14 protein-coding genes are annotated in these 18,221 nt (G+C 46.8%); 9 read left to right on the top strand and 5 right to left on the bottom strand.

Going from position 1 to position 18,221, the window contains the following annotated elements; translation table 11 throughout:
- Position 1 precedes the first annotated feature (1 nt).
- Positions 2-1,150, bottom strand: coding sequence for a hypothetical protein (locus O8C68_08690; protein MCZ7395880.1), 1,149 nt, complete (start codon positions 1,148-1,150; stop codon positions 2-4).
- A gap of 78 nt (positions 1,151-1,228) precedes the next feature.
- Positions 1,229-1,786 carry a sulfite oxidase-like oxidoreductase gene (locus O8C68_08685; protein MCZ7395879.1) on the bottom strand — a complete coding sequence of 186 codons (558 nt, stop codon included), beginning with the start codon at positions 1,784-1,786 and terminating at the stop codon, positions 1,229-1,231.
- Between the two features lie 125 nt (positions 1,787-1,911).
- On the opposite strand from O8C68_08685, the gene ileS reads away from it, so the two are divergent.
- Positions 1,912-5,067, top strand: a complete 3,156-nt coding sequence (gene ileS, locus O8C68_08680) for an isoleucine--tRNA ligase (protein ID MCZ7395878.1) — start codon at positions 1,912-1,914, stop codon at positions 5,065-5,067.
- Positions 5,068-5,109: 42 nt separating this feature from the next.
- Positions 5,110-6,147, top strand: coding sequence for a Fic family protein (locus O8C68_08675; GenBank protein MCZ7395877.1), 1,038 nt, complete (start codon positions 5,110-5,112; stop codon positions 6,145-6,147).
- Positions 6,148-6,246: 99 nt separating this feature from the next.
- Here O8C68_08675 and O8C68_08670 read toward each other — a convergent pair whose 3' ends face one another.
- Positions 6,247-6,456, bottom strand: coding sequence for a hypothetical protein (locus tag O8C68_08670; GenBank protein MCZ7395876.1), 210 nt, complete (start codon positions 6,454-6,456; stop codon positions 6,247-6,249).
- 48 nt (positions 6,457-6,504) lie between these two features.
- Here O8C68_08670 and ahbB point away from each other — a divergent pair, with 48 nt between their 5' ends.
- The 7 genes from ahbB to O8C68_08635 all read left to right on the top strand — a co-directional run bounded on the left by ahbB (position 6,505) and on the right by O8C68_08635 (position 15,445).
- Positions 6,505-6,963, top strand: coding sequence for a siroheme decarboxylase subunit beta (ahbB, locus tag O8C68_08665; GenBank protein ID MCZ7395875.1), 459 nt, complete (start codon positions 6,505-6,507; stop codon positions 6,961-6,963).
- Entirely contained in the window at positions 6,960-7,601 is a 642-nt protein-coding gene (locus O8C68_08660) for a bifunctional precorrin-2 dehydrogenase/sirohydrochlorin ferrochelatase (protein MCZ7395874.1), read from the top strand. The genes ahbB and O8C68_08660 overlap by 4 nt, the downstream gene beginning before the upstream one ends.
- On the top strand, positions 7,594-8,865 hold the full coding sequence (gene hemA / locus O8C68_08655) for a glutamyl-tRNA reductase (protein ID MCZ7395873.1): 1,272 nt from the start codon (positions 7,594-7,596) through the stop codon (positions 8,863-8,865). The genes O8C68_08660 and hemA overlap by 8 nt, the downstream gene beginning before the upstream one ends.
- Before the next feature lies 1 nt (position 8,866).
- Positions 8,867-11,299, top strand: coding sequence for a U32 family peptidase (locus tag O8C68_08650; GenBank protein MCZ7395872.1), 2,433 nt, complete (start codon positions 8,867-8,869; stop codon positions 11,297-11,299).
- A gap of 71 nt (positions 11,300-11,370) precedes the next feature.
- Complete coding sequence (locus O8C68_08645; GenBank protein ID MCZ7395871.1) at positions 11,371-11,727, top strand: hypothetical protein; 357 nt, start codon at positions 11,371-11,373, stop codon at positions 11,725-11,727.
- A 57-nt stretch (positions 11,728-11,784) separates the two neighbouring features.
- Positions 11,785-14,124, top strand: coding sequence for a CoB-CoM heterodisulfide reductase HdrA2 (gene hdrA2, locus O8C68_08640; protein ID MCZ7395870.1), 2,340 nt, complete (start codon positions 11,785-11,787; stop codon positions 14,122-14,124).
- A gap of 4 nt (positions 14,125-14,128) precedes the next feature.
- Complete coding sequence (locus O8C68_08635; GenBank protein ID MCZ7395869.1) at positions 14,129-15,445, top strand: 4Fe-4S binding protein; 1,317 nt, start codon at positions 14,129-14,131, stop codon at positions 15,443-15,445.
- Between the two features lie 159 nt (positions 15,446-15,604).
- On the opposite strand, the gene O8C68_08630 is transcribed toward O8C68_08635, so the two are convergent.
- Positions 15,605-16,621: a hypothetical protein gene (locus O8C68_08630; protein MCZ7395868.1), complete on the bottom strand. Its 1,017-nt coding sequence runs from the start codon at positions 16,619-16,621 to the stop codon at positions 15,605-15,607.
- A 24-nt stretch (positions 16,622-16,645) separates the two neighbouring features.
- Complete coding sequence (locus tag O8C68_08625; GenBank protein MCZ7395867.1) at positions 16,646-18,163, bottom strand: DUF4139 domain-containing protein; 1,518 nt, start codon at positions 18,161-18,163, stop codon at positions 16,646-16,648.
- Between the last annotated feature and the right edge of the window lie 58 nt (positions 18,164-18,221).

Raw genomic sequence — 18,221 nt, 5'->3', positions numbered from 1 at the left:
TTCATCGTTTCCGCCAGAGATACGCAAGTCCTGCGCCCAGTAATCCCACCGTCAGCTCGAATCCCGGCATCTTTGGGGTTGGCGTTCCTGGTGGTGTCGCTGCAGGCGTAAGCGTTGCTGTTGGTACAGGCGTTCCTTCTTCCACCACCACGTCCACGGTGTGCTCAGAGAAGTTTGCGATATACATCAACGCCTGCATGCGGTTTCCACCCTGCATGGTCAGCCAGAACGATGATTCGGTGGCATTATACAGATCGTCCGCGCTCATGACCTGCCTCATGGGTTTGTTGTCGATGTAGAGGTTAATCTTCTGTCCTCCAGTCCAGCTCAGAGAGCTGTTGTCGATGTTCATCATAAAGAATCTCCCGGACGGGTTTGTGGAGCTAACGGTCATTCTCATGCGATTTTTTTCCATCGACCTTATCATCACGTTCATATCGTCCGAATAGTTTGCAATCGAAGATTTGTCATAATCTCCGACATCAATCTCTGCCCCTGCCCTTTTTTTCATCACTTCTTCCATGAACTTTTCATGTCCCTCGCTAAAAGGCATATTCACAGGCACTGCCCTGAAAATAGCATTCCCCGCGCCGGATTCGATTTTAATCTCATCTCCTGCGATGTTTATGGATGTTGCGTTGGTCCCCGTGATAAATGCAGTCAGGTTATCAGCATCAATTTTTATTACATTATTTTGTTTTGAAGCCTTCACACCCACCGCAAGTTTAAAAGTGATACTCGTTGCTATTTTTGTCCTGATGTTAATCACAGCCACAGGATTATCATGCAGTTGTAATACTACGGAGCCGTCCTTGTTGGTGATTCTTGTCAATGCGCCCAGCGTCTGCGATTCTTTGAAATCAAAGTTGGCAACCGTTATGTTATCAAAAACAGTGATGCCGGCAATGCCGTAGTCCGTGATCTCTCCTGTTTTGTTGTCCACAGTAAAGGTCACGTATCTGCCGTAGCTATTGCCTGCGCTGTGCATGAATCCCATTCCCATCATGCCGCCCGCGCCTCGAATCTCCTGTCCTCTTTTCATCATGTCCCCTGCTTTTCCACGCATCATGCTGTCCGTCTCTCCAAGAACAGGCAGAGCCAGCAATGCGGTTACAAGCAGAACTGCCGTTATTTTTATTAATCTGTTCATAAACCCTCCATTAGATTATTACAGATGTACTATCTCATTTTTAGGTTAAAATCATTTCGGATGAGTAAAACTGACAATTTAATCCGAATACCTCTCCTCTTTCCACGGGTCTGCGCTGTTGCTGTACCCATGCTGCTCCCAGAAACCTGATTCCTGCTCCTCGGTGAACTTTACAATTCTCACCCACTTTGCACTCTTGTATGCATATTTTTTGGGAACCACGAGCCGAAGAGGTCCGCCGTGTATGGGCTCAAGCGGCTTGTCATCGAAGTTATACGCAAAAAGAACATCGAGCTCCATCAGCTCTGCTATGGGCAAACTGGTGGTATATCCGCCGTCAGCTTCAATGGTTGCAAATCGGGCGCCACTTTTGGGTTTTACGAGCTTTGCGATATCGCTGAAACGCACTCCCTCCCATTTATTGTCAAACCCGCTCCATCCCATCACACAGTGGAAGTCGCTCACATCGACTGTTTTTTCAAGCGCCAGGAATTCGTCGTATGTCAGCCTTACAGGATTTTCCACAAGACCTTCGACGCGAAAATCCCATGTATTTTTATCGAATTCCGGCACTTTTCCGAAATGCTGGACTGGGAACTTTGTAGTCTGACGCTGGTTGGGTGGGAGGCGCTGCATATAATTCATGTCTAATTTGTCTATTGATTTATAGATACTTTTGGAGGCTCGGAAGGGATTTTTTAAACAATAAGTTTTAATTGCATTATCGCCTTACTACCCCACAATCCCTGGAGATTATTTTCATGTTAAAAGAGGCAGCGCAGTACGATGCAACAACCATAGAACAGAATATCCGCGCATTCTGGGATGAAATAGACGCTTACTCAAAAGTAAGGGAACTGCGGAAAAACGGAAAGAAGTTCTTTTTCGTGGACGGTCCCCCTTATACTACGGGCAGGATACATCTCGGCACTGCCTGGAATAAGATTATCAAGGATTCCATACTGCGCTACAAATCCATGAAGGGCTTCCACATCCTTGACCGCGCGGGCTGGGATATGCACGGTCTGCCCATCGAGGTAAAAGTGGAAGGAGTGCTTGGGTTCAAATCTAAAAAGGACATCGAGAAATACGGCGTTGGCAATTTCATAGATAAATGCAAGGAGTTTGCATTGACGCACAGGGATGAAATGACGCTCCAGTTCAAGAACCTGGGAGTCTGGCTTAACTGGAGAGACCCGTATATGACCTTGCGCGATGAATATATCGAGGCAGCCTGGTGGACACTGAAGCAGGCGCATGAAAAGAAGCTCCTTGAGCGGGGCTTGCGTGTAGTGAACTGGTGCCCCAGATGCGAGACTGCCATAGCGGATTCCGAGGTAGAATATGCTGATGTGACCGACCCCTCGGTATACATCAAGTTCCCACTTGCGAACGAGGAAAATACCTACATCGTAATCTGGACAACCACGCCCTGGACAATTCCTGCCAATATCGCAGTTGCTGTGCATCCCTCATTTGAGTATGCAAAAGTCAGGGCAGTAAAGGATGGCAAAGAAGAGATACTCATAATGGCTTTAGAGCTCAAGGAAAAAGTCCTGAAACAGGGGAAGTATAAAGATTACGAAGTCCTTGAGACCATCCTTGGCGAGGAACTGGATATCGAATACAAGCCTCCTCTTGGCGACAAAGTACCCAAACAGAAGGAATTCAGGCATAACGTTTATATGGCTGACTTTGTCACGGCTGAGAACACAGGATGCGTTCATATTGCCCCTGGCCATGGCATTGACGACTTTGAACTGGGGATAAAACACAACCTTCCGATATTCTGTCCCGTTGGTACCGATGGCAGGTACACAGAAGAGGCAGGGGAATACAAAGGTATGCATGTCAGGGATGCGAATAAAGTCATACTTAGCGACCTTGCGGAAAAAAACCTGCTGCTTGCAAGCGGGAAGATTTCGCACCGCTATGGTCACTGCTGGAGATGCAAGACCCCGATCATATATTTAGCCACAGAGCAGTGGTTCCTGCGTGTTACCGATCTCAAGGAAAAAATGCTGGAAGAAATCAAGAAGGTAAAATGGTACCCTGAATGGGCAGGTTCTGCCCGCTTTGCTGACTGGGTAACAGGGTCACGTGACTGGTGCATATCGCGCCAGAGGTACTGGGGAATCCCCATTCCTGTATGGGTATGCGATTTCTGCGGCGAGGTCGAGGTAATGGGCACGATGGACGAGCTTAAATCAAGATCGGGAGTGAAAAAGCTTTCTGACCTTCACAGACCTCATGTCGATAATATCCATATCAAATGCAGTAAGTGCGGCAGCCGGATGAGCAGGGTTCCTGATGTCTTTGACGTATGGTTTGATTCCGCAGTGGCTTCATGGGCGACGCTGAATTACCCGCGCGATGAAAAAACGTTTAAAGAATGGTGGCCTGCCGATTTTATCACGGAAGGTCATGACCAGACAAGAGGATGGTTCTATTCGCAGCTTGGCGCCAGTATGGTGTCCTTTGGGAAAGCGCCGTACAGGAGTGTTCTGATGCACGGTTTTACCCTTGACCTCGAAGGCAAGAAGATGTCAAAGAGTCTTGGTAACGTGGTCTCGCCTGAGGAAATTGTTGCGAAATATGGAGCAGAGTCGCTGCGCTTTTATGTGCTTTCACAGAATGCACCATGGGATGACCTGAAATTCAGCTGGGATGAGATAGGGAATATGCACAGGATGCTGAATATCCTCTGGAATGTATATCGTTTCCCGCTGCCTTACATGGTTCTTGATAACTTCAATCCGGTTGATATTGAAGATAATCTTGCATCGCTGCCCCTGCGCCCTGAAGACAGGTGGATTCTCTCAAAAGTGCAGTCGCTCATAAAACAGGTGGATACTGCCATGTCTGAGTACAACCTTCACAAAGCCACCCGTCCCATTTCAGAGTTCATACTTGAGGACCTCTCGCGCTGGTATGTCCAGCTCATAAGACCGAGAACATGGCGCGAAGCAAACGACCCTGACAAGCTGGCAGCATATTATGCATTATACGAGGTACTTGTTACAGTGACAAAGCTCATAGCGCCTTTTGTGCCCCATGTCTCCGAGGAAATGTACCAGAACCTTGTGCGAAACGTGAATACTGATGCGCCCGCAAGCGTTCACATGTGCGATTGGGTTTCGCCTATCGAAGAATTCGTGGATGTAGAACTTGAAAAAAATATGGATATTATAAGGGAAATCGTTGAGGCTTCCTCCAACGCAAGGCAGAAACTGAAGCGGAAGCTGCGGTGGCCTGTGAAAAGAATTGTTGTGGCTCCAAAGGAAGATGAAGTCAGAAAAGCAGTGGAAAGCCTTGAATCCGTATTAAAAGAGCAGACCAATGCCAAGGAGATTGTCCTGCTCAAGGTCGGCGAAGTATGGGAAGAACTCGGCGTGGAGGTAATGCCTAATCATGCGGCGCTTGGTCCTGTGTTTAAAAAAGATGCAGGCAAGGTAATAGCCGGGTTAAAAAAAGGAGACGCCAGAGAAATAAAGAAAGCAATTCTGGAAACTGGCAGTTTTGAACTTAAAGCCGGTGTGATCACGCAGGAGATGGTAAGTTTCAGGAACTTGATCCCGCCAGCAATTGCGCATGCTGAATTTTCAGCAGGGGACGTGTATGTTGACACTGAACTTACGCGGGAGATTGAATCAGAAGGGTATGCACGCGAGGTTATCCGGAGGATACAGGATATGAGAAAGGAGCTTGATCTTGCTGTTGAGGAGGAAATAAAAGCTGTTGTGGAAATCAGGGATGCAAGCGTGGTTGAGCTTGTTCTGGAATTAAAGGATTTTATTGCTGGCGAGGTAAGGGCGAAATCGCTGGATATGGGCTCTGGCGTTGAGGTATGGGGCGCGCTTGTGAAGGATTGGGATGTTGAGGGGGTTAAGATGAGGATGGGGATAGAGAGGATATAATGATTCTAACCACGGATTAAAACCATAAATGGGGAAAGAAATTTGTTTAACCCAAACTTCAAATACACCCACAAAATAGTCAATAACCTCGTTGAGATAGCCTCAGCCAGAGAAGCAGTTCTTAATTCATATCTCGTGCCGAAATGGGAAATATCGCTAAGGATAGACGCACTGATAAGGGCAGCACACGCCTCCACGGCAATAGAAGGAAATCCGCTAACTCTGGAAGAGGTCAGCCAGCTCGCTCAGGGAAGAAAAGTCACGGCTGCAAGAAAAGCAAAGCAGGAAGTGTTGAACTATCTGAAGGTTTTAGAAAATATAGAAAAATATCAGGAACAGGGTAAAATAACTGAAAAAATTATTTTGAAATTACATAAGGATGTAACAAAGGAAACTCTGGAAAAGCCTGAGCATGAAGGAAGATACAGGGAACTTCAGGTATATGTCGGCAATAGAATCACTGGTAAAGTCATTTTTATGCCGCCGCCGCCTGAGGAAGTGCCGGAGTTGATGAGGGAATTTATTGAATGGATAAATTCAAATGATTCTTATAACCTCGACCCCGTTATTGTTGCCGGTCTGTCTCATTATGAATTTGTAAGAATCCATCCTTTTGTTGACGGCAACGGCAGGACTGCACGGGCACTTGCAACACTTATTCTTAATCAGCGGGATTTTGACATAAAAAAATTTTTTGCTCTGGATGATTATTACGACAGCGATAGGACTGCATATTACAATGCTTTAAAATCGGTTGACCAGAGAACCCTTGACCTTACACAATGGCTTGAATACTTTACAGACGGGGTTCTTATGTCCATAACAAAAGTCAAAGAAAAGGTCTTGAGACTTTCTCTTGAAAAACACAAGAAGGAATCGAGGGGTCAGGTCGCTCTTACGGAAAGACAGATGAAGATCATCGAAATTCTTCAAAAAAACGGGAAGATTACAGCAGGAGATGTGGCAAAGATGTTTAAAATCACAAGACAGGCTTCTCTTAAAGAACTAACCAAGCTTGTTAAACTGGAAGTTATCAAATTGGAAGGCAAAGGTAGAGGAGCAAACTATGTTTTTACGTAATAGCGGTTGTCGTTCTGGTTGTCATTTTGGTTGTCATTTTGGTTGTCATTTTGGTTGTCATTTTGGTTGTCATTTTGGTTGTCATTTTAGATAAGAATATTACGGCGATGGACAAGCATACCTCGCCGCATCCTCGATTGTGCCAACTTCCTGAACTCGATCCCTATAAAAAATCTTAGATCTTATTACATCAGGGTCTTTTTGCCAGAGATATGCAACTATATATACCAATAAAAAGAAAGTTATTACAGCAACAGGTAAAACTATTATTTCATTTATGACTTCTAAAACGTTTTGTAAAATTATCATCCTAATTTATACTTATGCGTATCCATTAAATAAATATTTCTGAAAATTATGGACGAGATTGATATACAGCTATTGAAATTTATACAGGACGGCATACCGATAGTCTCCGAGCCGTTCAAAAATATAGCAAAGGAACTTGCACTTTCGGAAGACGAGGTATTGAAGAGGCTGGATAACCTGATAAAAGAGGGAGTTATAAGGCGCTTTGGCGCATCGATAGGGCACAGGGTCATCGGGATTACCGCAAACGCCATGTGCACATGGAATGTACCGGAAGAAAAAGTAGAAGAAGTTGGAGCCATCATGGCTGGTTTTCCAGAGGTCACACACTGCTACGAACGCCCCCGTTTCCCTGACTGGAAATACAACCTTTATACCATGATACATGCCTATTCGCGCAAGGAATGTGAAAAAATAGCAAAGGAGATTTCTCTTGCCACGGGCATCAAGGATTACAGCATACTTTTCAGTGAGAAGGAATTTAAGAAAACCGGTGTGAGGCTATGAGGGATTTTTTACCACTGCTGCTCAACCTTAAGGGAAAAGAAGTTGTGATTTTCGGCGGGGGAGAGGTGGGTGAGCGCAAAGCAAAGCTATTTTGCGAGCATGCAAGTGTAACTGCCGTAAGCCGGGAATTCACGCCTCTATTAAACTCCCTGAAAGATAAAATAAAACTTATCAAAGTAAAAGACATTTCTGAAAAGGAGATATCCCGGTATCTGAAAGATGCATTTATTGCAATCCCGGCTACAAACGACGCTTTGTTGAATGAAAAGATAGCAGAGATCGCAAGCCAGAGCGGGAAACTTGTAAACCGCGTGGATGACCTGGGGGATATCATTGTGCCATCGGTCATAGAGCGGGGAGATATTGTAATCGGGATATCAACACTCGGGAAAAGCCCTGCGCTTTCAAAATTTATCCGTGAAAGGATAGAGGGAGTAATAACTCCTGAGTTTGCACTCATGTCCAGGCTTCAAAACGAGCTCCGTGAAAAACTTAAAATCCGTGTGGAAGACCAGAAAAAACGCAAGGAGATCCTGTGGAATATCCTCAACGACGAGAAGGTCTGGGCGGCACTCCGAGAATCCTATGACAAAGCATATATGATAGCTTTAAAACATATAGAGAACGAGAATGACTGAAATATCAAGCATGCTTATCACGCATACCAAGGCGACAATCGAGGAGATGGAAAGCGCATGGCATGGCGGTATTGACCAATTGCTGCTGCGGCTTAAATCGCATGAACTCGTTGAGGAATGCGCGGTGCTTAAAACCTGCAACCGTGTCGAGGTTTACGTTGTCTCGCCAAAAGGGAGCAAGGTACTTTTTGAATTCGCAAAACACATGAAGGTCTCATCGAGGATCATCGATTTTCTTGACCATGAGGAGTCGCTGCGCCACCTTCTGCGCCTGACCTCCGGCCTTGAGTCCATGATAGTTGGGGAAGACCAGATTCTCGGTCAGGTAAAGGAATTGTTCCTGATGGCAAAGAAAGCGGGCGCGGTAGGAAAGACGCTTGATACTGCTTTTGGTAAAGCGATACAGGTCGGAAAGCGCATCCGGAGCGAGACAGGGATCAACAAAGGCTCTGTCTCCATCGGTTCTGCTGCGGTGGAACTGGCTGAGAGTAACCTCGGCGGACTTGAAGGAAAGACTGTGATGGTGATAGGCGCTGGCGAGATGGGGACGCTTGTGGCAAGGGCGCTTGCGAATAAGAACATAAAAGTCATTTACGTGGCTAACAGGACTTTTGACAAGGCTGAGGCTCTTGCCTGCGAATTGAGAGGAAGGGCTGTGAGGTACGAGTCCTTAGAGAAATACATCCCGATGTCGGATGTGGTGATAAGCGCAACCAAAGCGCCGCATTATGTATTGACCCATGAGATTATATCCCGTGCAATGGACAAAAGAGAAAAAAACGAACTCATGCTTATTGACATAGGGAATCCGAGGAACATCGAAAGCAGCGTGGAGGATCTTCATGGCGTCAGCCTGCATAATATCGACAGCTTAAGAAGCATAAGCGAAGCAAACCTTGAGAGACGGCGGGAGGAAGCCAAGAAGGCTGAGCTTATCATCGAAGAGGAACTTGTGCTCTTGAAGCGGCAGTACAAGCGCCAGCAGGCGGACAATATTATCTCTGCTCTTTATTCAAAGGTTGAGGAAATACGGGAAATGGAGCGCGAAGAAGCTGTAAATAAGCTGAAAGCAAGGCATACCATCGGCGACATCGAGCGCCAGGTGCTGGATGACATGACGCATTCTTTTGCCAATCAGATTCTTGCCGAGCCCACGAAGATACTCAGGAATGCGGCGGAGCATGACGATGAACGGTTCCTGGACACGGTGGCTGAGTTGTTCAGGTTGAACGGGGAGAAGGGAAGAAGTGAAGTCATAAAATAGCATGCACAAACCCGAACTTCTCGCACCCGTTGGCAGCAAAGAAGCCCTGATAGCAGCCATCGAGAACGGAGCAGATGCCGTGTACTTCGGGGGAAAGCTCTTCAGCGCAAGGCAGTATGCTTCCAACTTTACAAACGAAAAGCTTGAATGGGCTATCGATTATGCGCATACCAGAGGCGTTAAAGCCTATGTAACCGTGAACACCCTCGTCAAGGATTCCGAGCTTGAAGAAGCCTGCGATTATCTCCGGTTCCTCTGCAATGCAGGCGCGGATGCGGTCATAGTGCAGGACCTCGGCATCCTTCACTTATTGCGCGAGCAGCTTCCTGAGCTTCCTGTCCATGCCAGCACCCAGATGACCGTCCATAACGTTGAAGGAGTGAGATTCCTGCAGGAAATGGGCGTGAAGCGCGTGGTGCTCGCCCGTGAGTTATCGCTGGATGAAATAAAGTGGATAAAATCTGGAACATCGATTGAGATCGAGACTTTTATCCACGGCGCCCTGTGTTTTTCATATTCAGGGCAATGCTTATTGAGCAGCATGATCGGGGGCAGGAGCGGGAATCGCGGGTACTGTGCCCAGCCTTGTCGAAAAAAATATTGCATCAACGATGTTGAAGGGTATCTCCTCAGCCCCAAAGACCTCAACATGAGCGAGCACATTCCCGCTTTGGTGAAGGCTGGGATTGACTCTTTCAAAATCGAGGGCAGGATGAAGCGCCACGAATACGTAGCTGGAGTGGTTCGCATATACAGAAAGCTCATCGAGAGATATTTTGAGGCGCCGGAAAACTTTCGGGTTATGGATGACGAGAAGCACATGCTGCTGGCGCTTTTCAACCGCGGATTTACCACAGGATACTTTTTTGGGAATCCGGGAAGCGAATTGATGAGTAGAAAATACCCTTACAATATCGGTACGGAGATCGGCGCTGTTGCTGGTTATGATAACAGGAAAAAATTACTTTCATTATACCTGAAAGCGCCGCTGAGAGCGGGAGACGGCATCGGGACAGGAGGAGGGGATGGGGTTATTGTCAGGAGCATGTATGTCAACAATCAAAGAGTGAGCGCAGCAGGCTCAGGTCTGGTTAAGATACCTTTTGATGTCGAAATTGACAGAGGCAGCGCCGTTTTCAAGACTTACGATAGCAGGCTCATGGCTTCTTTAGAAGCAAAAAGCATCAGGAAGATTCAAGTAAAATTATCAGTTAAAGCCAGAATCGGCGAGCCTGTTGAACTCTGTATAAATGATGACGAGAATGAAATCATAATTTATGGTGGAATCGTCAGCAGAGCAGAAAGTAAGCCGATGTCCAAAAACTCGATAGCAACCCAGTTGAAAAAGCTTGGAAATACTGTTTTTGAGGCGCAAGAAATTTCATTTGAAATAGATAAGAATATTTTCATTCCGGTTTCCGAACTGAATGAACTTCGCCGCAAGGCGGTTGCTCGGCTGGAGGCAGAGCGAGCGCAAAAATTGAAACGAAAGTGTAAAAAGCCTGAAATTCCTTCTGGGAAGAGAAACGCTGAAGTCAAGCCAATGCTGGCTGTGAACACTAATACTATCGAAGGTTTTGAGGCTGCGGTTGATGGCGGCGCCGATGTTGTTTATATTTGTGGTGACATATCCGAAAATAACGAACCGCAGATGAACGCCCCGAGTCGCGCCTCGGGAGGGCGCATCCACGTATGCCCGCAGGCATACGTGTCTATGCATAACGGCGGGCATGACGCCGATGAACGCAGATTTGTTGACAAGGAGGATTTCCATAGCGCCTTTGAATACGGGCGCAAAAAGGGCGCTGGTGTATTTATCAATACGCCAAGGATAGTCAAAGAAATGAGTGGGTTGAATACGGATTTGGACGCAGATGGTTTCCTTGTTTCCAATCTCGGGGTTTTATATCATCTTCGTAGTTTAGACACTGCAAAGCCAATAATCATAGATTATCCCCTCAATGTTTTCAACAGATTGACGATGGGTTATCTTTTAAATTACAGCCAGAGAGTTACGCTTTCGCCTGAGCTTACGCTTGATGAAATCAGAAACATTACATCTTACGGCGCCGCTGAATGCATAGTGCACGGCAATTTCCCCCTGATGGTCTCGGAGCACGGTCTTGTGGACAGCCTTTTTTTGGGAAGCATCAAGGATGCCCTGCTGAAGGATGAGAAGGGCTTTGCTTTCCCTGTGAAAACAGACCTGCAGGGAAGAACTTATTTGATGAACTCCCGCGAGATGTGCATGCTTGAGTATGTGCCTGAGATAATGGAAGCGGGAGTGAGCTGCCTGAGGATTGAGGCGGGGATGTATGATAAGGATAAGACCGGAAAGATTACGAGGGCGTACAGGGAGGCGATGGATAAGAATAGGGGAAAACCTTGCGAAGGAGAATATACCACAGGGCATTATTTCAGGGGAGTCTTATGAGATACAGGATTTTCCAGTATAATGGACATCCAAAGTTAGATATAAATACAACCAACGCATAGGTTGTGACCATGTTCACTGAAATCTTCGGGGACAGCCCGCAGGTAAAAGTATTAGACCTGCTGATAACGCAGGACGAACTGGAATACACCAAGAAAGAAATTGCCGAATGCGCAGACGTTGGGCGTTCCACCCTCTACACCTTCTGGGACACCCTTGAACGTTACGACATCGTAAAGAAAACAAGACGCATAGGCAATACCTGGCTTTATAAAATCAACACAGAAAGCCCTGCGGTTAAAGCCCTGCAGGAATTCCAGTTGAGAGTCGTTGATCTCATCGTGGAAGAAGAAACAAACGAGAAGACGGAACAACAAGGGTTAAATGTAAGCGAACTGAACGTTGAAAGGAATTTGGTTCCTGCCTGACTTTTTTTAAACCAAAACCTATATATCATGAATAATCATTAAGAATATGGAGTACTGATGCCAATAGGTGTATACATCTGTCACTGCGGGTCGAATATAGCAGGGACTATCGACGTAGAGGAAGTAAGAAAAAACGCGGAGCAGCTAAAAGACGTAGCCATAGCGCGCGACATCCCATTTGCATGCGGCGATGCGGGGCAGGAACAGGTAAAAAAAGACATAGGCGACTACAAGCTTGACCACATAGTCGTGGCAGCATGCTCTCCCCGCCTGCACGAGGTCACATTCAGGCGCGTGCTTGAGCAGTCAGGTCTTAATCCTCATCTTCTAGAGATGGTAAATATCAGGGAGCAGGGCTCATGGGTGCATGCTGATAAGAACATCCTGGCAACTCAGAAGGCAAAGGACCTCGTGGCTATGGGTGTGGCGAGGGCTGCGCTGCTTTCCCCGCTTCCCAGGAAGACCGTACCTGCGAATAAGGACGTTCTTGTAATCGGGGCAGGTGTTGCTGGAATCGAGGCTGCCCTTTCTCTGGCTGGTATGGGGATAAAAGTGCGCCTCGTTGAAAAAGAGCCGACCATAGGCGGTAAAATGGCACTTATGAACGAAGTTTTCCCCACCAATGACTGCTCACTCTGCGTCCTTGCACCCAGGATGTCGGATGTCCAGAACCATCCCAATATCACGCTCTATACTTATTCGGAGATAACAAAAATAGAGGGAAGGGCAGGAAATTTCAAGATAACCGGGATGAAAAAACCACGCTACATCGATGAGAAAAAATGCAAAGGCTGCATAGATATCTGCGCTCAGGTCTGCCCGATCGACGTGCCCAACCAGTTCGATTTTGGAATTGGAGCAAGAAAATCCATTTACATTCCTTTTGCGCAGGCAGTCCCCCTTGTGGCGTGCATAGATGAGCACTGCGTGGGCTGCGACCTGTGCAGGCTTGCATGCCCTGCTGAGGCAGTCGATTTCAAACAAAAACCTGAGGAATTTGAGTTCAGTGCAGGAGCAATAATAGTTGCCACAGGCTACCAGCCCTTTGATGCTGCACGGAAGGAAGAGTACGGATACGGGAGGTACAAGGATGTCATCACAAGCCTTGAACTTGAACGCATGCTCAGCGCAGCAGGCCCTACCCACGGCAGGGTGGTGTCGCCCTCCACAGGAAAGGACGTAAAGAGTGCAGCTTTCATCCTGTGCGTGGGCTCGCGCGATGAGCAGGTAGGCAACCCGTACTGCTCCAAGGTATGCTGCATGGCTTCGATAAAGAACGCGGTTAAAATTGCGGAAAAATACCCTGATGCAAAGGTCTCGATACATTACATCGATATCCGTGCAGGCGGCGAGATGTACGAGGAGTACTATAAACGTGCCCAGGAGATGGGCGTTTCCTTTGTCCGCGGGCGTGTGGCTGAAGTGGAGGAATCGGACGGCAGGGCAATCATCCATTATGAAGATACGCTTTCCGGTGAGAAATGCCAAAAAGCCTGTGACCTCGTGGTGCTCGCAGTCGGTATGGAGGCAAACAGGGATGCGGAATCCATAGGTAAAATGTTAAACCTCTCCACGCGGCCTGACCGCTTCTTCCAGAGCGCCCATCCCAAGATGAGACCTGTGGAGACGCATACAAAAGGGGTGTTTATTGCCGGGTGTGCTTCAGGTGCCAAGGAAATACAGGTTTCCATAGAGCAGGGAAGCGCTGCCGCAGCCAAAGCAGAACAGCTTCTTCACAGGGGTGAGATAGATATCGAACCCATGAGCGCTTATGTTCTTCCTGAATTGTGCGACGGATGCCGGATATGTGAAAACGTATGCGAACTCGGTCGTGTAAAAGTTGTCGATGGAAAAGCGATAGTTGATGAAGTGGCATGCCGCGGGTGCGGCGCATGCAGTGCAGCCTGCCCAAGCGGAGCGCTGCAAACCCGTAATTATACAGATGACCAGATAATGGCACAAATAAAAGAAGCAACACAGGAAATCAACGAATATCCTCTCGTTATAGGGTTCCTGTGCCACTGGTGCAGTTATGCAGCGGCAGACCTGGCAGGTTCTCTACGTTTGCAATACCCGACCAACCTTCGCAATATCAGGGTGCTGTGCGCGGGCAGAATATCTCCGGCGTTTGTGCTCGAAGCCCTGCGCAGAGGCGCTGATGGGGTGCTAGTCGCGGGATGCAGGCTTGGAGAATGCCATTATACCATAGGGAATTACTGCGCCCTTCAGAGGATGAACGTGCTTGGCAAATTACTTGTTGACCTGGATTTTGATGAGCGACGCCTGCGCGTCGAGTGGCTTGCCGCAAGCGAAGGCGAGAAGTTTGCAGGGATAGTGAAGGATTTCGTCGACCAGCTAAAAGAAATAGGTTCCATCGGTACCGAGCTTAAACGGTGATGGCATGAGCGAGGAAAAACTGGAGGTAACTCTGGAAAATGAGGTCAAGGATACTCATTTTCTTTTTACACAGAAAACCGGGAAATCAAAAAAGCTCCTGGATTATGATTATAAGCGCTGCAACGGCTGCGGGATTTGCTTTGAGGTCTGCCCCAAGAAAGCAATCGAGCTCGGTCCAGTTATAGAAATAGCCACAGGACTGGACGCCCCGCCTGTTATCATAGACCACACCAAGTGTTCGTTCTGCGGCATGTGCGCTGCATTCTGTCCTGTTAGGGCTATCAATATGTCTGTAAACGAAAAGGATATCCTTGAATTGCAGGAGTTCCCGCATCTTGATTCTGGCGTGGTATTCAATGATAAGTGCCTACCCTGCCTCATATGCAAGAAATCATGTCCCGAAGAGGCAATCGGCGTTGAATTCACCTTCCCGAAAAAGGAGAATCTGGCGCCGTTTAAGCCTGGAAAGATGGGCGAAATCGAGGTGGACATGGAAAAATGCACCTTATGCGGAGCCTGCGCCGAGCTGTGCCCTGCGTTTGTGCTCGTGGAGAAAAAAGCAAAAGCAGACGACCTTATGCCTTTTGAGAACCTGCTGGTTGATAAGACAAAATGCGACTACTGCGGCATCTGCGTTCCTTTCTGTCCTGAGGATGCCATAAAAGTAAAGGGAGATTTTGATGATGAAGAGGTAAAAAAGCTTGCCCCGAAGCTCACCGGCAATATCAAAGTAGACGATAGCAAATGCACAAGATGCGGCTGGTGCGAGGCAGTCTGCCCCTATGATGCAGCCGAGGTTACAAAACCTTTTGAGGGCGAGATTGAGCTTGTACCCGCGAAGCTTGCAGGCTGCGATCCTGTGGGCTGCCACGGATGCTTCAACGTCTGTCCTTCCAAAGCCTGGATTATCCCGAAGGATAAAAAGATAGACGTTGTTCGCGACTTCTGCACCTACTGCGGCGCGTGTGAGAAAGCATGCCATGTAAAGGCTATCGGGGTGAAAAGAATGAAGACGAGGCATACGGCTGTGGAGGATACGCCGTGGGCGCAGGACTGGAAAAAAGCAATACTGTGCCTTACCACGCAGGATAGATGCCGTCCTGATGTCTCTCATACGTTGAGTGTGGAAAAAGCACAAAGGAAACTTGAGCCGGCGTTCGTCAGACCTGATGTAAATCACGAATTCAGGAAATTGGTGGATGAAAGGATTGCAAAAATATCTTCACTCATGGGTAACAAGCAGGTAAGGCGCCTATGGGAGAAAAAAGAGCCAGAGATTGCGGCGCAGGAGATAAAGAAACGGCTCGTAAAACAAAAATAGATGCTAAAGCAAAGGTAGGTTTCAGACTTTCAACTTGCTGTAGCTTAGAGGCACCTATGGTCAGGTTGGTTAATATTGCTTTCTGGTTGTTGGATACAGCCTACTGCAAAAATCATTCCAGCTATGAGCAGCACTATCAAAACTTTTAGTTCCAACCTCTTATCCACGTTCATTCTTCCTTTTCATCATGTAAATTGTAAAAGACAAAATCCCAAGAGCCAGTATCGCCTCAAAGCCCGGGACCGCTTTACCTCGGGCTTCGCCGATTGGAGGTGTATTCTTGTTCACAGATGGAGTTATGGTACTGTTTTCAGGCTTGGACATATCCTTATTTGAATTATTGAGAACCAGAAGATCTAACTGAGGCATGTCTCCCAGGGAGAACGCCACAGGAACTTCTTGAATACTTACCTCTTTCGCCTCTTTGTCTATTATTCCGTAGATTTCATTAACAAGAGATGCATTTACGGTTGCATTTTTATAAAACCCTACATCGAAATAGCCCTCCCAAGTATAACCATACGAAATTACTGACCCGTTGGGATAAACATAGGGAAGCATATCCTCGCGTACACCGATTCTAATTTCATCTAATTTCTCCAGCCATTCCCGTTTTTGCGTTTCTATTTTAATAGTGGGGATATTTCCGTATGTGGTGAGGATTTTCGAATCATTTTTCATCTTTTCAAAAACCTCATGCCCGAAATCGGGCAACAGCTCGCTATTGGTGTTTAATCCGAGGAAAGCTTGTTCCACTGAATCCGTCTCTTTTACCACAGCATCTCTATCAGAAACAGGTCGCTTCCCCAGTTCCATAAAAGGCATGCTGAACGTCCCTTTTTCAGCATCCACATCCTTGAGCATCAGAAGGACTTTCTCGCCTAAGCTGAATTTTGCGGCGCCCGCAGTAAAAGCATTTGCCCCCTGCTCAGTTCTTACGGTTATTTCAGTTTTGGGCAAAGGATTTTTCAGCCATTCGTCCACGCTGATAACAACATCAGTGTATTCGAAACTTGGATGCAGTTCTTTTACAGTGCCGATGATTATCCTGTCTGTGTGATTCACCTGAAACGATATTTCATTGGCTTCGGGAGCCCAGAGGGTAGAAACTGCCACATTTGAAAATAATACGAAAGCAAATATCCCAAGCAAAGCATACACTATAATTTTATTCATCTTATTTCCACTCCTTTGCTTTGCTTATTGATATCTGGTCTCAACGGTGTAGTTTATGGTTTTTGTGCCATCTTTGGGTACATTAACCTCAAATTCAATGGTGTTTGCATCCTTCTTTTTGTACTGCTCAGAAGCCTTTGTTATCTGCCAGTTGCCATAGAATTGCTCGGTTACTATTATCTTCGCGTCTTCGGTTTTATGATTCTTCAGTTCGATGCTGTAGCTTTCCCGGTTTCCATAGGCACCCATGCCCTCCCTATCTGTTACGAGGCGCTTGCCAACGATATCAAAGGCATTTCCCACATTTATCCTCAGCTTCTCATCTTTTGGCGTATGGTCAATACTGTCCTCACCTAAAAACTGAAGCTGCCCGTCGCTGTCAGCCTTATATACCCTTACCACGCCCTTTGGCAGCGGCATGCCAAGACCGTTTTCCTCTGAGTTGGTAATGTTAAGTACGACCCGTACCTTCTCACCGTCCCTTGCTCCGTCATAGGAATATTCTTTCTTTGCCGGAACATTATCAGCGCTGAGCAGGGATATCTGTTTTATCTCATTGTTGTTCAGGGTTGTTGGGCGCTGGAGAGTGTATAAGTGGTATTCGAACAGACCTTCCTGCGTGAAACCTGGGGGTGCTCCCATCATAGGAGCAGGAATAGCTGTGGCTGCAGCAACGCCTTTATCATAGTAATACTGGGGCACTTCTACCCGATTTATATCCCCGGCCACCAGTTTCAGCTTTGCATCCGGATAAGCGGTTCCTGCATTATTCTCAATTGTAACCCAGCCTTTTATATTCGCTTTTGAATCGCTCTGGTCTATCGTAGCAATATAGTTGGCTTTCCAGTTCATGCCGCCTGTGAGATATGTGGTTTCGACTTCCCGGCTTCCTGAGGAGTCGGTGTATATCTGCCAGATAAGTGTAGGTTTGGTGAGAAGACCTGCTGAATCAGGATATTCTATCTTCTTTACATTATTCAGAACAACTACGCCTTTCTGGGTTTCAAGCGTGATGCCTCCTGAGCGGCTAAGAAGCTTGCCTGTAAAAGACTCGTTATCCGAAGTGACTGTTATCTCTTTATCAAGGTATTTATCCAGCAGTTGGTCCGAGCTTACGAGGTCGTATTCATAGTTCTGCTCCACGACAACCGTGTTCTGGCTTTTAGGGTCATTGAACATTACGGATGTAGGGTCTATCTGGGATGCAACATCAACGTATTTGATAATATTATTTCCACTGCTTAGATCCATTGTCCTGTATTCTTTTACAAGAGCAAGATTCTGGTTATAAACCGTGACTTCGTTCTTTGTTTTATCTGGGGTGGCTGCTTTTGCGATGGAAAGAAGAGCTACTTTCGGCACTTCCTTGGATACAATGGTAGCACCGCCCTCGATATTATTCCAGTTATTCTCTTCCCGGCTTTCCCACAGGGCTGCAAGAGAAACAAGCAGCAACGCGATTACAATTAAAGAGATGAGCTTTTTGAAACTCGTGGATTTTAAACTTTGATATATTCCCCTCAGCATAGATTGGTTTAGCATTTGTATCCTCCTAACGTCTATTTTTCAAGACTATATATATATTTTCTGTGACAATCAT

Source organism: Candidatus Methanoperedens sp. (assembly GCA_027460525.1).
Lineage (GTDB): Archaea > Halobacteriota > Methanosarcinia > Methanosarcinales > Methanoperedenaceae > Methanoperedens.
The sequence above is the reverse complement of the archived record's forward strand: the minus strand, read 5'-3'. Positions and strand labels throughout refer to the sequence as shown.

Bases quoted from the DNA above. Each gene is read 5' to 3' on its own strand.
- O8C68_08690 (MCZ7395880.1), bottom strand. From the start codon at position 1,150: ATGAACAGATTAATAAAAATAACGGCAGTTCTGCTTGTAACCGCATTG.
- O8C68_08685 (MCZ7395879.1), bottom strand. From the start codon at position 1,786: ATGCAGCGCCTCCCACCCAACCAGCGTCAGACTACAAAGTTCCCAGTC.
- ileS (MCZ7395878.1), top strand. From the start codon at position 1,912: ATGTTAAAAGAGGCAGCGCAGTACGATGCAACAACCATAGAACAGAAT.
- O8C68_08670 (MCZ7395876.1), bottom strand. From the start codon at position 6,456: ATGATAATTTTACAAAACGTTTTAGAAGTCATAAATGAAATAATAGTT.
- ahbB (MCZ7395875.1), top strand. From the start codon at position 6,505: ATGGACGAGATTGATATACAGCTATTGAAATTTATACAGGACGGCATA.
- O8C68_08660 (MCZ7395874.1), top strand. From the start codon at position 6,960: ATGAGGGATTTTTTACCACTGCTGCTCAACCTTAAGGGAAAAGAAGTT.
- hemA (MCZ7395873.1), top strand. From the start codon at position 7,594: ATGACTGAAATATCAAGCATGCTTATCACGCATACCAAGGCGACAATC.
- O8C68_08650 (MCZ7395872.1), top strand. From the start codon at position 8,867: ATGCACAAACCCGAACTTCTCGCACCCGTTGGCAGCAAAGAAGCCCTG.
- O8C68_08645 (MCZ7395871.1), top strand. From the start codon at position 11,371: ATGTTCACTGAAATCTTCGGGGACAGCCCGCAGGTAAAAGTATTAGAC.
- hdrA2 (MCZ7395870.1), top strand. From the start codon at position 11,785: ATGCCAATAGGTGTATACATCTGTCACTGCGGGTCGAATATAGCAGGG.
- O8C68_08635 (MCZ7395869.1), top strand. From the start codon at position 14,129: ATGAGCGAGGAAAAACTGGAGGTAACTCTGGAAAATGAGGTCAAGGAT.
- O8C68_08630 (MCZ7395868.1), bottom strand. From the start codon at position 16,621: ATGAATAAAATTATAGTGTATGCTTTGCTTGGGATATTTGCTTTCGTA.
- O8C68_08625 (MCZ7395867.1), bottom strand. From the start codon at position 18,163: ATGCTAAACCAATCTATGCTGAGGGGAATATATCAAAGTTTAAAATCC.